Annotated in this window: 13 protein-coding genes; 8 read left to right on the forward strand and 5 right to left on the reverse strand. The window is 61.2% G+C overall.

Annotated elements, in window-relative coordinates; all coding sequences use genetic code 11:
* Positions 1-142: 142 nt before the first annotated feature.
* Positions 143-442, reverse strand: a complete 300-nt coding sequence (locus CKW14_RS00770) for a hypothetical protein (protein ID WP_095124400.1) — start codon at positions 440-442, stop codon at positions 143-145.
* A gap of 186 nt (positions 443-628) precedes the next feature.
* Between CKW14_RS00770 and CKW14_RS00775 the strand changes: the two genes are divergently transcribed.
* Positions 629-1,069 carry a carboxymuconolactone decarboxylase family protein gene (locus tag CKW14_RS00775; protein WP_095124401.1) on the forward strand — a complete coding sequence of 147 codons (441 nt, stop codon included), beginning with the start codon at positions 629-631 and terminating at the stop codon, positions 1,067-1,069.
* Between the two features lie 129 nt (positions 1,070-1,198).
* On the opposite strand, the gene CKW14_RS00780 is transcribed toward CKW14_RS00775, so the two are convergent.
* The 3 genes from CKW14_RS00780 to CKW14_RS00790 all read right to left on the reverse strand — a co-directional run bounded on the left by CKW14_RS00780 (position 1,199) and on the right by CKW14_RS00790 (position 4,758).
* Positions 1,199-2,791 carry a DHA2 family efflux MFS transporter permease subunit gene (locus tag CKW14_RS00780; protein WP_095124402.1) on the reverse strand — a complete coding sequence of 531 codons (1,593 nt, stop codon included), beginning with the start codon at positions 2,789-2,791 and terminating at the stop codon, positions 1,199-1,201.
* On the reverse strand, positions 2,788-3,897 hold the full coding sequence (locus CKW14_RS00785) for an HlyD family secretion protein (protein WP_095124403.1): 1,110 nt from the start codon (positions 3,895-3,897) through the stop codon (positions 2,788-2,790). Before CKW14_RS00785 ends, CKW14_RS00780 begins: the two co-directional genes overlap by 4 nt.
* A gap of 96 nt (positions 3,898-3,993) precedes the next feature.
* On the reverse strand, positions 3,994-4,758 hold the full coding sequence (locus CKW14_RS00790) for a helix-turn-helix transcriptional regulator (RefSeq protein WP_095050562.1): 765 nt from the start codon (positions 4,756-4,758) through the stop codon (positions 3,994-3,996).
* 98 nt (positions 4,759-4,856) lie between these two features.
* Here CKW14_RS00790 and CKW14_RS00795 point away from each other — a divergent pair, with 98 nt between their 5' ends.
* From CKW14_RS00795 to CKW14_RS00825, 7 genes are all read left to right on the forward strand, one after another.
* Positions 4,857-5,990, forward strand: a complete 1,134-nt coding sequence (locus CKW14_RS00795) for an MFS transporter (protein WP_095124404.1) — start codon at positions 4,857-4,859, stop codon at positions 5,988-5,990.
* A 108-nt stretch (positions 5,991-6,098) separates the two neighbouring features.
* Entirely contained in the window at positions 6,099-7,826 is a 1,728-nt protein-coding gene (locus CKW14_RS00800) for a ShlB/FhaC/HecB family hemolysin secretion/activation protein (protein WP_095124405.1), read from the forward strand.
* Between the two features lie 97 nt (positions 7,827-7,923).
* Positions 7,924-12,393: a hemagglutinin repeat-containing protein gene (locus CKW14_RS00805; RefSeq protein ID WP_095124406.1), complete on the forward strand. Its 4,470-nt coding sequence runs from the start codon at positions 7,924-7,926 to the stop codon at positions 12,391-12,393.
* Between the two features lie 205 nt (positions 12,394-12,598).
* The gene (locus tag CKW14_RS00810; protein WP_095124407.1) at positions 12,599-12,976 is read left to right on the forward strand and encodes a cytochrome c; all 378 of its coding nucleotides are present in this window, start codon (positions 12,599-12,601) and stop codon (positions 12,974-12,976) included.
* Positions 12,977-13,080: 104 nt separating this feature from the next.
* Positions 13,081-13,572, forward strand: coding sequence for a sigma-70 family RNA polymerase sigma factor (locus tag CKW14_RS00815; protein WP_095124408.1), 492 nt, complete (start codon positions 13,081-13,083; stop codon positions 13,570-13,572).
* Between the two features lie 40 nt (positions 13,573-13,612).
* A complete protein-coding gene (locus tag CKW14_RS00820; protein WP_095124409.1) occupies positions 13,613-14,596 on the forward strand; it encodes a FecR family protein in 984 nt (327 codons plus the stop codon).
* A gap of 98 nt (positions 14,597-14,694) precedes the next feature.
* On the forward strand, positions 14,695-17,121 hold the full coding sequence (locus CKW14_RS00825; protein WP_095124410.1) for a TonB-dependent receptor: 2,427 nt from the start codon (positions 14,695-14,697) through the stop codon (positions 17,119-17,121).
* 88 nt (positions 17,122-17,209) lie between these two features.
* Here CKW14_RS00825 and CKW14_RS00830 read toward each other — a convergent pair whose 3' ends face one another.
* Positions 17,210-18,361: an MFS transporter gene (locus tag CKW14_RS00830; RefSeq protein ID WP_095124411.1), complete on the reverse strand. Its 1,152-nt coding sequence runs from the start codon at positions 18,359-18,361 to the stop codon at positions 17,210-17,212.
* Positions 18,362-18,515 lie beyond the last annotated feature (154 nt).

The following is an 18,515-nucleotide window of genomic DNA, read 5'->3' on the forward strand; positions in this document are numbered from 1 at the left end:
ACTACACGTTTTACCCTGTAGGAGTGAGCCTGCTCGCGATGCCGGTGTGTCAGCAAACAGTTGCATAACTGACAAATCGCCATCGCGAGCAGGCTCACTCCTACATTGGATAGCGTACTTATTTGGGATGGCTCTTGTTCGTTCAGCCGCCAGTGCCACCGCCCGCACCGCCAGTGCCGCCGCCGGCCGAACCTGTGCCGCCGCCAGCCCCCGAGCCCGAACCGCTCGCGCCACCATTGGTGCCAGTCCCGGATCCCACACCCGAAGAACCGCTACCACCGGAAGGCGCTCCCGGCGTGTTGTCTGGCGGCGTGGTGGTGCTGGTCGGTCCGCCGGATTTGGTGCCGGTAGCGTCAGCGCCGTCGTTGACGGCGAAGCTCGCGGTCGATGCCGTGGCCAGCAACCCGGCGAGTAATAACGAAGTGAGTTTGCGCGTGATCATGATCCGTCTCCATAAAGGGTCTGTACCTGATATTGGTCTGACGCGCAGAACCCTTGGTGCCGGGTGGCTGACGAGTGGTCAACAGCGAAACCTAGTGGCCTCCTGATCTTCGGCAATATTGGCTATTTGTCGAACCGGGTGTGAGGGCTAACGTAGCCACACATTCACTTGCTACCCGGAGCTACCATGCAACCTCGTGCCGATTTCTACACCGCGTCCCCAGACGCCTTGAAAGCGATGATGGCTTTGGAAACGGCGGTGTCCAAACTGCCGCTGGAAAAGACCCTGATCGAGTTGGTCAAGCTGCGCGCTTCGCAAATCAACGGCTGCGCGTTCTGCATCGATATGCATACCACCGATGCGATCAAGGGCGGCGAAACCCCGCGCCGTTTGTTCGCGGTCACCGCTTGGCGTGAAGCGCCGTTCTTCAGCGACCGCGAACGTGCCGCGCTGCTGTGGACCGAATCGCTGACCCAACTGAGCCTGACCCACGCACCGGACGAAGATTACGACGTGGTTGCAGCGCAATTCACGCCGAAAGAAATGGTCGACCTGACCGTGGCAATCAGCACCATCAACAGTTGGAATCGTCTGGCGGTGGGCTTCCGCAAAATCCCACAGGCTTAAGCTGCCCACAATCCTCTGTAGGAGCTGCCGAAGGCTGCGATCTTTCGACTTTGCTTTTAAAAGACAAGATCAAAAGATCGCAGCCTTCGGCAGCTCCTACAGGGGCCGGGGAAACTTCAGAAAGCTGGATCAATGCCCATCCGCACTCGGCGCCGCCGGTGGCTTCACCTTGCGCATCAAGGGCACCATCGCCGTGGCGATAACGAAGCACACGCCGATCATCAGAAAGGTGTCGCCGTAGGTTTGCGTCTGCGCCTCGCGGTAGGTCAGCAGCCACAACTGGCGCAGGCTGGCGGTGACACCGACGTCGCCGCTCTGGCCCAGACTCGCGAGGTTGCCGCCGACCTGCGTCAGCCACTGATTCATCGCTTCATTGCTGCTGTTCAAGTGTTCGGCCAACCGCGTGAAGTGCAGGTTGGTGCGGTCATTGAGAATCGTCGCGCACGCCGCAATACCAATCGCCCCGCCCAGATTGCGCATCAGGTTGAACAAACCCGAAGCATGCTTCAAACGGGAGGGCGCCAACCCACCCAAAGTCAACGTCACCGCCGGCGGCACCGCCAGTTGCTGGGCGATCCCGCGCAACGCTTGCGGCAGCATCAATTGCCCCGCACCCCAGTCGTGGGTGATCGGGCTGAATTCCCACATCGACACCGCGAACAACCCCAGACCGATCATCATGACCCAGCGCAGGTCCATGCGATTGGCCAGAAAGGCATACAGCGGAATCGCCATGATCTGGAACACGCCGGTGGAGAAAACCGCTAGACCAATGTCCAGCGCGCTGTAGCCGCGTACCCGGCCGAGGAACAGCGGCGTCAGGTAAATCGTCGCGAACAGGCCGATGCCGGTGACAAACGAAAAGAAGCAGCCGAGGGCGAAATTGCGATCCTTCAAGGCGCGCAGATCAACGATCGGATTGGCCACGTGCAAGGTCCGGCCGATGAAGGCCAATCCCGCGAGGCCGCTGATCCACGCCGTGGTCAGAATGGTCTGGTCGCTGAACCAGTTCCAGCGCGGGCCTTCTTCGAGGGTGTATTCCAGGCAGCCGAGAAACAGCGCGAGGAACACCATGCTCAGGTAGTCCGCGCCTTTGAGCAGGGACAATTCCGGCTGGTCGATTTTCACCAGCATCGGTACCGCTACAGCGACGAAAATCCCCGGCACCAGGTTGATGTAGAACAACCAGTGCCACGAAGAAATATCAGTGATCCAGCCACCGATTACCGGTCCCAAGGTCGGTGCCAATGACGCAACGGCGCCGATGGTTGCTGCAGCGATCACCCGCTGTTTGCCGGTGAAGAAAAAGAACGCCGTGGTGAACACCAGCGGAATCATCGAGCCGCCGAGAAAACCTTGCAGCGCCCGAAAGGCAATCATGCTCTGGATGTTCCAGGCGACGCCGCAGAGCAGGCTGGCGAGGGTGAAGCCGACCGCCGAAGCGCAGAACAACCAGCGCGTGGAGAACACGCGCGACAGCCAGCCCGACAGCGGAATCACGATGATTTCGGCGATCAGGTAACTGGTCTGCACCCACGCGGTTTCATCGGTACCGGCGGACAGCCCACCGCCGATATCGCGCAGCGACGCCGAGACGATCTGGATATCCAGCAGCGCAATGAACATGCCGATGCACATGGTCGCGAAGGCGAATACCTTGGTCGCGGTCGCCATGTCCGCCGCGTTGAATGGCTGCGCCGGGGCGGTGAGGGTGGTGCTCATGGCGCGACGGCCACGGCGCTGGTTTCCGGTTGCGCACGGGTGTCGACTTCTGCCGTTACCGAGAGGCCCGGACGCAAGTGACCGAGCACGCCGTCAGCCGGGTCGAGGAGGATCCGCACCGGCACCCGCTGGACGATTTTGGTGAAGTTGCCGGTGGCGTTTTCCGGCGGCAGCACGCTGAACTGCGAGCCGGTCGCGGGGGCGAGGCTGTCGAGGCGACCGTTGAATTCCTGGCCGGAGAGCACGTCGGCACGGATGCTTACGCGCTGCCCGGGTTTCATCCGCGCCAATTGGTCTTCCTTGAAGTTGGCATCGACCCACAAGCCGCTGGCCGGCACCACTGACAACTGCTGTGAACCGGCCTGCGCATAGGCGCCAACCCGTGCGCGGCGATTGCCGATCACCCCATCGAACGGTGCGCGCAGTTCGGTGTAGCCGAGGTTCAGTTGCGCCAGATCACGTTCGGCCCGGGCTTGTTGAAGGGCGGCGCGGGCCTGTTGTTTCTGGGTGTCGATCACCGCCAGTTGGCGTTGCGCGGCGAGCAGTTCGGCCTGGGCGCGGGCACTGAGGGCTTGCGCTGTTTTGAAGGTCGCGTCGGCGCGTTGTGCGCTTTCCACCGACACCGCATTGGTCGTCACCAGGCGTTTGTAGCGCGCGTTGTCATCCCGCGAGCGTGCGGTTTCTGCGCCAGCGGCGTCGATGCCGGCGCGGGCCTGACCGATCACCGCTTGTTGCAGTTGTTCGGTGGCGTCGAGGTTGGCCAGCAGTGCTTCTTCGGCGGCAACGGCGCCTTCGGCCTTGGCGAGGTTGGCGCGATAGTCGCGGGCGTCGAGGCGGATCAGCACATCGCCGGCCTTGACGTGCTGATTGTCGCTGACCAGCACTTCGTCGATGTAACCGGCGACTTTCGGGCCGATCACCGTGACGTCGCCACCAATATAGGCATCGTCGGTTTCTTCAAGAAAACGCCCCGCGCCCCACCAGTGCATGGCGTAAATACCGGCGAAAATCAGCGCGAGCAATCCTGCGCCCGGAAGCAAAACGCGTTTAAGCAGGGGCGGCTTGGTCTTTACCACAACAGGTTCGAGGGTGGGCATGCTGGTCATGGCGGATTACCTGCGTAAGCGGATCGTTATTACGGCTGTAATATGACGTAGGTAATATTTAGTGGCAAATTATTTCTGGTGCCAATCGTCAGTTGTTCACTTGAGCCAGTGGCCCGGTGTGCTGCCGGTCATGGTTTTGAAGAAGGCGATGAAAGCGCTGTCGCTGGCAAAACCCGATTCGAACGCGCAGTAACTCAGGCTGCGCCCGGTGGCGAGCAATTCCATCGCGCGCATCAAGCGCCACTGCTGGCGCCATTGCTGATAACTCATGCCGGTTTCGCGCTGGAAGATTCGCCCGATGGTGCGGCTGCTGGCGCCGACCTGCTGCTCCAGTACTTGCAACTCTGGAGGCAGACGTTCAGGCGTTTTCAACAGTGGTGCCAGGCGCTTGTCCTGAGGTAACGGCAGCAGCATCGGTTGCTGCGCCGCTTCAGCGATTTCGCTCAGACACAGGCCGAGCAGGTGGGAGAGTTTGCCCTGCTGCCAATCGCTGGCGAAATCCGCCAGCGCCATCGGTTCCAGCACCGCACGCAACAACGGGCTGACTTCAATCACGCAGACTTGCTGCGGCAATGCGCTGCACAGCTCGGGGATCAAGTAGATGGAGCGGTAGTCGACGCTCTGTTGCATCACCGCGCGATGGCTAACACCCGGTGGAATCCACGCCGCCCGCGACGGCGGCAGCAGGCACAGTTGCTGCGCCAGGGTAATTCGCGTGCAGCCTTGGCGCGTGTACAGCAGTTGCCCGCGTTGATGGCGGTGCAAGCCGGAGTCGTGATCGCTCAAAGTCGAGGCTATGCCAATCACCGGTGCCTGAAAGCGATCTGCGTCAAACGTTGCGTGGGCATCAAGCCAGGCCATGGGTTGTCCGATTTTAGCGATTAGTTGGCAGGGTTCGGATAATACGTCACTCACCGATTCTTAAACTCCTCGGCGGTTTATGCGAGGAGTGATGAAGAATGAACAACAGACATTTTCTGTGGCTGGCGATTGCGTTGCTGATGTTTCCGCAGATCGCGCAAACCCTGTACAGCCCGGCGCTCGGTGATATCGGGCGGGTGTTTAACGTTGGCCCGCAAGCCGCCGCGCAGACGTTGTCGGTGTATTTCCTCGCGTTTGCCGTCGGGGTGGTGGTGTGGGGGCGTTTATGTGATCGCATCGGTCGGCGCCCGGCGATGCTCGCAGGCCTGGCAATCTATGCGATTGCCACGCTTTTAGGCCTGCGGGTCGGCAGTTTCAACGGCTTGTTACTGGCGCAGATGTTGGCGGCCTTCGGTGCGGCGGTGGGTTCGGTGGTCACGCAGACCGTGTTGCGCGACCGCTTTAAAGGCGCCGAACTGGCGCAGGTGTTTTCCTTGGTGGGCATCGCGCTGGCGGCCAGCCCGGCGCTCGGCTTGTTCAGCGGCGCCAGTCTGGTTCAGGTTTTCGGTTATCGCGGTGTGCTTGGCGCGTTGCTGTTGCTGGCAACGCTGTTGTGGCTGTGGAGCTGGTACACCCTGGCGGAAACCCGGACAGCGCCAACCGGCCATGTCGGTTTGTTCGAAACCCTCGGGCGCATGTTGCATGACCCAGGAATCTGGCGCTCGGCGCTGTGGATCGCCTCGTTCAACGTGGCGTTGTTCAGTTATTACAGCCTCGCTCCGTTCATGTTTCAGCGGTTGGGCGTCAGTGCCAGCGCTTTCGGTTACAGCGGCGTGATCCTCGCGCTGGGCTCAGGTTTTGGCGCATGGCTGAACCGGCGCTTATTGACGGTCGGGTTCAAGGCATTGCAGTTGATTCGCCTCGCGGCTGGCATCGCCTTGCTTGGTGGTGTGGGCGTGTGGTCGCTGCAGGGCAGTGTCGCGTTCGTGCTGCCGATGCTGCTGGTGGTGTTGGCGTTTGGCCTGGCGATCCCGAACATTCTCGGTTCGGCCCTGGCCGATTACGCTGATCGATTGGGCACTGCCGGGGCGTTGTTGGGCTTGATGTATTACCTGCTGATCGGCGCCGGGCTGATGCTCGCCGGCTGGTTTCAGGCCCTCGGGGAAACCCTGATAACGTGCAGCGCCGTGGCCTTGCTGCTGACAATAAAGCCAGGCAAAGCAATTGTTTAAGAAATGTAAGCGCTGTAGGAAGCGTCTTGCTTTTGTGTGGGATGGCTCCGACTATCACGATCATTGATGACATGGCATTACGCCATTTGATGATCGCAAGGAAGTTGCGTGCCGTTTCCGTTTCGCGCTGTTTTTCGCCGTGGTTCCCCGCTTTGCCCGCTGCTGTCGGCCTTTGTGTTGAGTGTCTGTGCCTCCTCGATTGAAGCCGCCGAACCTGTAGCGCCGGGCCAGGAAGTGCTGCGCCAGCAGCAACAGCAACAGCGCGATCTGCAACAACTGCAACTTGAGCAAAGAAAGCGGCAACTGGAACGCGGCGCGTTCGGCCCGGCGCCGGTCACCCCGGCGATCCCGCCAACCGTCACCGCCGATGAACGTTGCTGGCCGTTGAGCGGTGCGCGCATCGGCGGCGTCACGCTGATCGACAGCGACAAACTCAACGCGCAGATCAAACCGCTGCTGGCGCCGTGCATGGGCGTCGGCCAGATCAATCATCTGCTGGCGACCATCACCGCGATCTACGTCGACAAGGGCTATATCGCCAGCCGCCCGTATTTGGTCAGTGCACCGGCAGCGGGGCAGTCGCTGGATATCCGAATTGACGAAGGTTACATCGAGTCCATCGAACTGGCCGATCAGAGCCTGCCGGTGTCGCTCGGGGGCGCGTTTCCAAACATGCTCGGCGAGCCGCTGAATCTGCGCGATCTGGAGCAGGGCCTCGATCAACTCAATCGCCTGCGCTCGATCGATCTCACCGCCGACATCGCCCCCGGCAGCCAGCCCGGCGCCTCGCGGATCATCCTGCGGTCGCGCACCGCCGCGCATTCGCGCTGGGCCTTGAACGCGGGGTTCGACAACCTCGGCAGCGCCAGCACTGGACGTGATCGCGACACCGTCAGCCTGAGCCTCGACAGCCCACTGCAACTCAACGACTTGTTAAGTCTCAGCGCCAGCGACACCCTCAATCAGGGTGACCGCTACAGCCGCAATGCCAGCCTGTATTACGCGATCCCCTACGGCTACTGGACCTACAGCGTGTTCGCGAGCCACGCCGAATATCGTGCGCCGTTCAAACTGCCGAGCGTGACCTTTCACAGCACTGGCATCACCGATCAGGTCAGCCTGCGCGCCGACCGTGTGTTGTGGCGCGACCAGAGTCGTCAGCTCAGCGCCAACCTGCAACTGGCGCACAAGGATGTCGACAGCTACTTGCAAGACGTTCGCCTCGGTATTCAAAGCCCGACCCTGACCGTCGCCGAAGCCGGGCTCAATCTGTTCTGGCTCGACCGCGCGGTGTGGAACCTTGACGTCAATTACGCCCAAGGCCTGCACTGGTTTGGCGCCGACGATGACTCACAACATCAGATCAACAACCTGCCCAAGGCGCAGTTTCGCAAATACCGCGCCGGCCTCAGTCAGTGGCGCAATGGTCAGCTTGGCGCGCAGGCCTGGCAGTGGCAGAGCCAGTTCAACGTGCAATACAGCCCGGACCCGTTGCCAGCCATCGAACAATTGCTCGGCACCGACGACTCGGCGGTGCGCGGCTATCGGGTCAGCAGTGCCTCCGGCGCCAGCGGCGCGATCTGGCGCAACACCTTGCGCCTGCCACTGCGCAGTGAATGGTCGCTGCAGATCACCCCGCGTGTGGGCCTCGACCACGGCTGGATCAAGGCCGATCACGGCGCGCAGGGCCAACGCCTGAGTGGTGCCAGTGTCGGCCTGAATCTGGGCTGGAAGAACCTGCAAGTGGACGTCGATTACCAGCGCGCCCTCAACACCCCGAACGGTCTGCAGCACGAGCCTGAAACCTGGCTGATGCGGGTGGGCCTGCAAATCTGAACAACGCAGTGAATAAACAGCCGTCGGATCTGAGCGCGTCAGCCACGGCCAAGACTAAACGCGCGACGTGATGCCGTACTCACATGGAGACGTTTTTATGCCAGCACACACCTTTGCATTTCATCTTTCCCCTCGGGGCAAATTGCGCTGGGCGATTGCCAGCCTGTTCTTCGCCGTGCACCTGCCCAGCGCGATGGCCGGCGGCGTCGTGGTCGCACCGGGGCCCGGCGGCACCGCGCAATTGCAGACCCAGGGCGGTGTGCCCATCGTCAACATCGTCGCGCCCAACGGTTCGGGCCTGTCGCATAACCAGTTCCTCGACTACAACGTCGACCGCCAAGGCCTGGTGCTGAACAACGCCTTGCAGGCCGGGCAATCGCAACTGGCCGGGCAACTGGCGGCCAACCCGCAACTGCAAGGGCAGGCGGCGAGCGTGATCCTCAACGAAGTGATCAGCCGCAATCCTTCCGCCATCAATGGCGCGCAGGAAATCTTCGGCCGGCCCGCCGATTATGTGCTGGCCAACCCTAACGGCATCTCGGTCAATGGCGGTAGTTTCATCAATACGCCGAATGCCAATCTGGTGGTCGGTCGCCCGGAATTGAACGACGGCAAACTGCAAAGTCTGAACAGCCGCGATGCCAGCGGTCAGTTGCAGATTCAGGGCGGTGGCCTGCGCAACGGCGAGGGCTCGATCAACCTGATCGCGCCGCGTATCGACAGTCAGGGCGCGATCACTGCGCGTGATCAATTGAACCTCACGGTGGGACGCAATCAGGTGGATTACGCCAGCGGTCAGGTGAAAGCCGTGGATCCGGCGGGCAACACGTCTGATCAACGCATCGACGCCAGCCTGTTCGGCGCGATGCAGGCCGGTCGCATCAATATTGTCAGCACCGCCGAAGGCGCGGGCGTGCGGGTGGGCGCGGTACAAGTCGCCGGGCGTGACGGCGTGCAGATTCGTTCGGCCGGTGACTTGAGTGTCAGCGGTGAAGCCGTGGCCAACAGCCTCGACGTGACCCGCGCCGGTATCCGCAGTAGTCAGGGCGACGTCGGCTTGCACAGCAGCAAGGATCTGACGTTGGCCGCTGCTGATGTCAGCGCTCGCGACGTCACCGTCGAGGCGAAACGCAACCTGACTTTGTCCACGGTCGAAAGCCGCAAGCTTCAGGAAAAGCGTGAAAACTGGAACAACAGCACCATCGGCATCACCTGGGAAACCTACGACCGTACCCAGACCGATAGCGAATCCCGTCAGCACGGCAGCCAGATCATTGCCAGCCGCGACGCCAAACTTGCCTCCGGCAAAGACACCGAACTGAAAGCCGCCAAAGTCGAAGCGGCGAACAATCTCGATGTACGAAGCGGCGGCGACTTGCGCCTGACCGCCGCCACTGAAAGCCACACGCAAACCGATAAAGGCAACCACCGCAAACACCTGTGGAAAGCCGACTGGAACAGCAGCAGCGAAGAACAGCGCAGCGTCACCAGCCAGTTGAAGGCTGGCAATATCGCCCTGCAAACCGCCGCGCTGTTGCGCTCCGAAGGCGCTGAGTTGAGCAGCGCCGGCGACCTGCAACTGGCCGGCAAACAAGTGGAAATCGCCACCGCCACACGGACTAATCGCAGCAGCGACAATCGCTATTCGGGTGATTTGGTCGGCGGTGGTTTCTTCGGCAAGACCGGCGATGCCGACAAGGGCAAGACCCAGCATCAGGGCAGCAAAATCAACGCCACCGGCAAACTGATCGTCAAGGCTGACGACGTGCGCATCAGCGGCAGCCAGGTGCGTGGCGGCACCGACGCCAGCGTGATTAGCGACAAGGGTTCGCTGGTGATCGATGGTGTGCAGGACACCTCGCACAGCAACAACCACGACAAGGACAGCAAGTTCTTCGGCATCACCAAGGACGAGTCGCGGCAGAACAGCCAGGACAGCAGCACCGTGCGCAGTGAACTGGTGTCCGACAGCAACCTCGAGCTCAAGAGCGCCAAGGACATCGAGGTGGCTGGCTCGACGGTCAAGGCTGACGGTGCGCTGACAGCCGACGCGGCAGGCGACGTCAATGTGCATTCCGCGCAGAACACTCACGACAGCAGCGACACCACGCAAACCCGTGGCTTCGATGCGTACGCCAAAGAGCAAACGCCAGAGCAGTATCGCGCCGGGATTCATTACGAGGACAAACAGCAAACGGTTACTCGCAACGACGTCACCCAGCAGGGCTCCAGCCTCAGCGGCGGCAGTGTGCAGGTGAAGGCGGGCGGTGACGTGACGCTCAAAGGCGCGCAAGTGAAATCCACTGCTGGCGATACCACGCTGAGCGGCAAAAACGTCTCGTTGCTCGCGGAAGCAGACAGCCATAAAACTTCGACCGATACCTCCAGCACCGGCGGTGGTTTCTACTACACCGGCGGCCTCGACCGTGCCGGCAGTGGCGTCGATTTCGCCCACAGCACTGCGCAGGATTCGACCAGCAAAACCACCGCACAGACCACGAGTGTGCAGAGCAGCGGTGGCCTGACCATCAATGCCGACAAACTCGCCACTGAAGGTTCGCAACTCAAGGCTGGCAACGGTCTGAATGTTGCCGCCAACGAGATCGACAATCGCGCGGCCAGCAACAGCGAAAGCAGCACGCACAATGACAGCAATTGGTCGGCGGACATCGGCGCCAACGTCGAGTACAAGGACATCGCCCGGCCGATCGCAGGCGCGGTCAAGGACGTGCTCAACGGCAAGGTGCCGGACAAGGACGCACTGGTCAAACTCGGTCAGCCGAATGTCGGTATCGACGTTGCGGTCGGTCACGGCAACGCCAGCAAAACCGAGCAGAGCAGCAACGCCGTGGTCAGCCGTTTTGACGGCGGCACTGTCGATGTGAAAACCACTGGCAGGCTGCATGACCAGGGCACGCAATACAACGCCAGCGCCGGCCAAGTGAACATCAGCGCTGACAAACTGCTTGCCGACGTTGCGAGCAACACGCACAACAGCAGCGCTAACGCGGTGGATGCCAAGGTCGACGTGCGCGTCTACACCAAGACCGGTGAAGACGTGAACGTCGCTGGCAGCGGCGCGGGTGGCAGCAGTGCGTCGAGCAAGGACAGTTCCACCGCCGTCGTCGGCGCTTATGCCGGCAGCCAGGGTGTGAACATCAAGATCGGCGGTGATGCGCAGTTCGAAGGCAGCCGTTTCGACGGCGGGCAGGGCGGTGTGAGCATCAACACCGGCGGTGATCTGGCGCTGAATCAGGCCAACGACCGCCAGAGCAACAATGACAGCAGCCTGCGCGGCAATGGCTCGCTGACGGTCGGCACCTTGCCGGGCACCGATGGCACCAACGTCGACCTCGGCGCCGGTTTCCAGCTCGATCACACCGGCAAGCAAAGCACTGATACCCAGGCTCACGTTGCGAGCATCAGCGGCAACGGTCCGGTGCAGTTGAGCAGCGGCGGCAATCAGCTGCAGCAAGGCACGAAAATCGACAGCGCTGGCGCCATCGATCTGCACGCCGACGGCAAACTTGATCTGCAAGCAGCCACCGACACCCACACCGCCAGCGGCAGTAATCTCGGCGGTGGTTTGAAGGGCGGCGGCAGCAAAACCAGCAGCGAGAAGAGTCGTGATCAGGGCGGCAATCTGAGCGGCAATTTCAATATCGGTCGGGTCCACGAGCAGTCGCAGACCCTCACCGGTGGCCAACTCAACAGCCAGAACGGCATCGTCTTGAGCGGTGATTCGATTCACCTGCAAGGCACGCAAGTCAGCGCACCGACCGTCAGCATCGACGCGCAGAAGGGCGGCTATGTGCAGGAATCGGCGCAGTCCACCGACCACCGCAATAACTGGAATGTCGCGCTCAACGCCGGCGGCAACCTGAGCAGCAAAACCCCGACCGCCGCAGATGAGAAGGCCAGCAGCGATCACGGTTTCAATGCTGGGGCGAAAGTCGGTGTGGATTACTTGCAAGGCAGCACCCAGCAGAACAGCCAGATCAAGGCTGACAGCGTGGTGTTGAACAGCGCCGCTGATGCACAGCTGGCGGGTGCGCGGATCGACGCGAAAACTGTCAGCGGCAAGGTCGCGGGTGATTTGACCGTCGAGAGCCGTCAAGACTCGAGCAACCACGCCAAGGTCGATGTCGATCTGGGCCTGACCGCGAAGAAAAATCCACCGAGCGAAAAAGAGAAGCTCGCCGGCACCGACTACAAGCCGACGCTGAACGCGCAGGGGGAATATGCGCACAAGAACAGCGTGGCGCAGGCGTCCGGGATCAGTGCCAGCCAAGGCGTGAACCTCGCAGTTGGCGGCGCGACACAACTGACCGGCGCGCGGATTTCGGCGACGCAAGGGAAGGTCGATCTGGGTGGTTCGAAGGTCAGCAGTGCTGATCTGAGCAACCGCGATTATGACGTGAAGGCAGGCCTGGATCTGCCGCATAAAGCTGAGGAAAACGCACCGAAGGTTTCCCTGGAAAACGGCAACCTGAAAGTCGGGCCGGTTACCCTTAGCGGGCATCTGGACACCCAGACCCTGCAAGCCGGGATCGACGAAAAAGGCTGACTCACTGGCCAGTGATGGATGCACTTGAACCCGCATCCACCACCAAACCCTGTGGGAGCGAGCCTGCTCGCGAAAGCGTCCATCCAGTCAATGCAATGAGTGACTTATGTACCGCCTTCGCGAGCAGACTCGCTCCCACTTTGGTTTTGCGCCGGGCGTTAAAACTCGACTATCTTGCGCCTCTTAAATGCCATGGAGGCAAACAATGAAAATAGCATCCGCCGTTTTACTCGGGACTTTGCTGATCACTCAAACATCCGTGTCCTTCGCGGATAACAGCAACGGCAAAAATCTCTATTCGCAGCGCTGCGCTGTGTGCCACGGCGCCGATATAAAGGGCACCGGGCCATTGGCGCATAAAAGCAATCCGCCCACACCTGACCTGACAACCTCCGCGTTCAAAAAACGCCTGAATGAATACCCGGGCGTGATTGTGTCGTCGATCATCCTTCGCCCGAACGGCAACCTGATACCGAAAACGTTGCAGGAGAACGGCGTAAAGATACCGCCGCATGCCTGGAGCGTTAAGGATCTGCGCGATCTGCATGAGTACATGAGTGGGGTGATTTCGATAAAACGCTGAGCTGCACAGGTGACCCGGACGGTCGGTCGAGGAATCCATTGCTTCGCCTTAATAGGAAGCATTACTATTCATGCCCCTTTCCTCAGCACGCCGCCAAAACCCCCATGCGTCCCCGCAGACCCGGCTTTTTCGAGCACTACGAAGAGTTGATCGGCACCTGGACTCGTCGCCTGCGCAATCGCGCGCAGGCCGAGGATCTGGCGCACGACACCTTTGTGCGGGTGCTTGAGTCGGATTCGGCGGCGGTGCAGCAGCCACGGGCGTATTTGCACCAGACCGCGCGCAATATCGCGGTCGACGGTTATCGGCGTGAGGATCGGCGCGGCGCTATGGAGTCGCAGGACATCGATCACAGTGAGTCGTCAATCGGCGACCCTGAGCATTACATGCATGCGATCCAGCTGGCCGATTCCATCGAACGGGCGCTCAGCGAGTTGCCGGTCAATTGCCGGAAGATTTTTGTCTGGCAGAAGATCGAAGGCCTGACCCAGGCCGAAATCGCCGAACGCCTGGGGCTGTCCAAGAACATGGTCGAAAAGTATATGATCCGCACCCTTCGGCATCTGCGTGATCGCCTCGACGGATTGCAGTCATGAACCGCCGCAGTTTTTCATCCCCAGCCCAACAGGACATTCCATGATGGATATTCGTGATTGCGCGTGCGGGCAAACAACGGTGCGCGATGACGCGGCTCGCTGGTTTGTGCGTTTGCAGGAGCCGGCCGTCAGTGCCGACGAGCAGCAGCGCTTTGACGCCTGGCTGAATGAACATCCGCAGCACCGTGACGAATTTCAGTTGCTGCAGGGCTTGTGGTCGGCGGCCGATCTGCTCCCGGCGCCACGCCTCAAAGCCCTCGCTGAAACCCCGCCGAACCGTCGCCAACGCCGTCCGTTGTTGCGTTATGCCGTGGCTGCGAGTGTGCTGGCGGTGGCGCTCGGGCTGGGCTTGTTCAGTGGCTTGAATCATCCGGGCGGCTACCGCGCCGAGTTCGCCACGGCGTTGGGCGAGCGCAAACATGTGGCACTGCCGGACGGTTCGGTGATCGATTTGAACAGCCGCAGCCGCTTGCAGGTGCGCTTTGAACAGGATCGGCGGCTGATCGAGTTAAGTGAAGGTGAGGCGATGTTCAGCGTCGCGCACGACACTTCGCGACCGTTCGTGGTCGAGGCCGGCAGCGGCAAGGTCACGGTCACCGGCACGCGTTTTGATGTGCGCCGCGACGTCACGCAAACCCGCGTGGCGGTTGAGCAGGGCACAGTGAAAGTGCAGGGGCGTGATGCGCCGCACAATCAATTCATCAACCTGACCGCCGGCCTCGGCACCTCTGTCGATGCACACGGTAAAGTCGCCGCCGCCTACTCGGTCAATCCAGCAGAACTGACGGCATGGCGCAGCGGCAAACTGGTGTTCAACAACGCCAGCCTCAGCGAAGTCGCGGCCGAAGTGTCGCGCTATCGTGAGAAGCCGTTGACCGTGACCAACCCGGCCGTGGCCAGTCTGCGGCTGACCAGCGTGTTCAAATCCGACAACACCGATGCCTTGCTCAAAGCCTTGCCGAGCATCCTGCCGGTGGCCGTTCGCACCCTTGCCGATGGCAGTCAGGAAATAATCTCAAAATAAAATTCAGGTTTTTTTCGAGTTCAGCGTCTTCCTGTACAACTGCAACTGGTTTGCATTAACAGCCGCACACTCTTGCGATTCACAGGACTACGTACGACGTGAAGAACACCCCTGCCAACAACAAAAAATCCCCTTGGCTGCCGCTGGCTCTTGCGCTGGCGGTCAGCGCTGGCATGCCGCTGGCGTTCGCCGGTGAAGCCATTCATATCCGTGCGCAGCCACTGGGCCAGGCCCTGAGCGAACTGGGCCAGCAGACATCGCTGCAAGTGTTTTTCAGCCCGGATCTGGTCGCCGGCAAACAGGCCCCGGCGGTCGATGGTGATATCTCCCCGGAGCAGGCGCTGCGCCAATTGCTGCAGGGCAGTGGTCTGGATTATCAGATCAACGAAGGTTCGGTGACGCTGTCGCCTGCCGCAACCTCCACCGCCAGCAACGGCCCGTTGGAACTGGGCGTGACCGACATCAAAGTGGTCGGTGACTGGCTAGGCGATGCCAACGCCGCCGTGGTGCAGAACCACCCCGGCGCGCGCACGGTGATCCGCCGCGAAGCGATGGTTGAACAGGGCGCAATGAACGTCAGTGACGTGCTCAAGCGTGTGCCGGGCGTGCAGGTGCAGGACTCCAACGGCACCGGCGGCAGTGACATTTCCCTCAATGTCGGCGTGCGCGGTCTGACTTCGCGTCTGTCGCCGCGCTCCACCGTGCTGATCGATGGCGTGCCGGCGGCGTTTGCCCCATACGGCCAGCCGCAACTGTCTATGGCGCCGATTTCCTCGGGCAATCTTGACAGCATCGACGTGGTACGCGGCGCCGGTTCGGTGCGTTATGGGCCGCAAAACGTCGGCGGCGTGATCAACTTCGTCACCCGGGCGATCCCGGAAAAAGCCACCGGTGAAATCGGCACCACCCTGGAAACCACCCAGTACGGTGGCTGGAAACACATCGACACCGCGTTCCTCGGCGGCACCGCCGACAATGGCATGGGCGTGGCGTTGCTGTATTCCGGCGTCAACGGTAACGGTTACCGCGAGCGCAACAACGGCAACGACATCGACGACGTGCTGCTCAAGACTCATTGGGCGCCGACCGATCAGGACGACTTCAGCCTCAACTTTCACTACTACGACGCTACGGCCGACATGCCCGGCGGTCTGACGCAGAAGCAGTACGACGCCAAACCGTACGACTCGGTGCGTGATTACGACCAGTTCACCGGTCGGCGCAAAGACGTGTCGTTCAAGTGGATCCGCCAGATCGACGAACGCACCCAAGCGGAAATCCTCACCTATTACACCGACAGTTTCCGTGGCAGCACCATCGCCGCCCGCGACCAGAAAACCCTCAGCTCCTATCCGCGCTCCTACTACACCCTGGGTATCGAGCCACGGGTGTCGCGGGTCTTCGATGTCGGCCCGACCACGCAGGAAGTCAGCGTCGGTTATCGCTACCTGAAAGAGGCGATGCACGAATCGTCGAGCCGTGTGGCGCTGGTCAACAACCAGCCGGTGCTCACGCCGACCTCCGACGGCCATGTGTTCCAGGACCGCACGGGCGGCACCGAGGTCAATTCGGTCTACCTCGACAACAAGATCGACGTCGGCAACTGGACCATCACCCCGGGCATTCGCTTCGAACACATCAGCACCGACTGGCATGACCGCGCCGTGCTCGACACGGCCGGTAAACCGGTGCAGGCGAAAAACCGCAGCATCGAGAGCAACGAACCGTTGCCGGCGCTGAGCGTGATGTATCACCTGTCGGACGCCTGGAAACTGTTCGCCAACTACGAAACTTCGTTCGGCAGCCTGCAGTATTTCCAGCTCGGCCAGGGTGGTTCGGGGGATCAGACCGCCAACGGTCTGGAGCCGGAAAAGGCCAAGACCTACGAAATCGGCACGCGCTACAACGACGATGTGTGGGGCGGGGAAGTGACGCTGTTCTACATCGACTTCGATGACGAGCTGCAATACATCAGCAACGATGTCGGCTGGACGAATCTCGGCGCGACCAAGCACCAGGGCCTTGAAGCGTCGGTGCATTACGACATGGCGGCGCTCGATCCACGTCTAGACGGTTTGACCGCCAACGCTGGTTTCACCTACACCCGTGCGACCTACGAAGGTGAGATTCCGGGCTTCAAGGGCCGTGATCTGCCGTTCTATTCGCGGCAGGTGGCGACCGTCGGGTTGCGTTACGACATCAACCGCTGGACCTACAACATCGACGGTTTCGCTCAGTCGAAACAGCGCTCGCCGGGCACCGGTGTCAACGCCGACGGCAGTTTCAACGGCAACTACATCACCGATGGCACGGCAGATGGGCAATATGGCGACATCCCGGGTTACGTGACCTGGAACGTGCGTGGGGGTTATGACTTCGGGCCGCAGGTGTCGAATTTGAAACTGGGCGCCGGGGTGAAGAACGTCTTCGACAAGCAGTACTTCACCCGTTCCAGCGACAACAACTCGGGGATGTATGTCGGCGCGCCGCGCACGTTCTTTGTGCAGGCCAGTGTCGGCTTCTAAAGCATAAGATCAAAAGATCGCAGCCTGCGGCAGCTCCTACATTGGAATGCGTTCCTGTAGGAGCTGCCGCAGGCTGCGATCTTTTGCTTCAGACTTTCAGGACTTTGCCGCCGATGGCCACTGCCACCAACAACACCGCCATCAAGCCAAAGGCAAGGCTCAAACTGCTGGCATGGGCGACAAAGCCGATCACCGCCGGCCCCGCCAGAATCCCTGCATAACCCAGCGTGGTAATGGCCGGCACCGCGATGCTTTCCGGCATCACCGTCTGCTTGCCCACTGCCGTGTACAGCACTGGCACGATGTTCGAGCAACCAGCGCCGACCAACGCGTAACCGACCAGCGCCGCTTCCCAGCTTGGCGCGAATGTCGCCAGAAACAGGCCTGCCGCTGCCAACAGACCACCAAACAAAATGATCCGCGTTGCACCGACAATCCGCACAATCCGGTCACCCATCAAACGTCCGGCGGTCATGGTCAATGCAAACGCCGCATAACCCAGCCCTGCGTACGCCGTGTCGATCCCGCGTTCCTGCGCCAGAAACACCGCACTCCAGTCCAGCGCCGCGCCTTCAGTCAGGAACACGATGAAGCACATCCCGCCGATAAACAGCACGATGCCATGAGGGATGGCGAATGCCGGTCCGGAACTTTCACTGCCGTAGGGCAGCATGTGCGGCACGCATTTGAACAATGCCGCGATCAGCACGACAACCACCACCAGCATCGCGGCCAGTGGCGTTAAACCCAGGCCGAGCAAGGCACTGACACCCGCTGCGCCGACAATCCCGCCCAGACTGAACAAACCGTGGAAGCCCGACATCATGTTCTTGCCGCTGGCGCGCTCGACGATCACCGCTTGCAGGTTCACCGTCGAATCCACCGTGCCGAGGCCGGCGCCGAACATGAACAGCGTGGCGATCAACGCCGGTATCGACGACACCGTAGCCAGCAACGGCAGCGCCGCGCAGATCAACAAGGTGCCGCCGGTAGCGACGCGCCGACAGCCGAAGCGCGTGGCCAGAATCCCCGCCAGCGGCATCGCCAGAATCGAACCGACGCCAAGGCACAACAGCAACAACCCCAACGTGCCTTCATCCAGTCCGGCGCGGGCCTTGGCGTACGGCACCAAGGGCGCCCACGCGGCGATGCCGAGCCCGGCGATGAAAAAGGCGATGCGCGTGGACATCTGTTGCAGGCGTCCGGGGACGAAAGTGTCTTGGGGGTTGAGGCTGGTCATATCGATCCTTGGCAAAAAACTTCGCGTCCCCGAAGGACAGTGATTCAGCGACGAGGTTCGATCGCCGGCCATTCGGGGAAGTACAGACAACATCCTACCCTGTGGGAACAGAGACTCACCAATAAGCGGTCATGGACATCCCCCTGTGGGAGCG

Source organism: Pseudomonas sp. Irchel s3a12 (assembly GCF_900187485.1).
In the GTDB taxonomy this organism is placed as follows: domain Bacteria; phylum Pseudomonadota; class Gammaproteobacteria; order Pseudomonadales; family Pseudomonadaceae; genus Aquipseudomonas; species Aquipseudomonas neuropathica.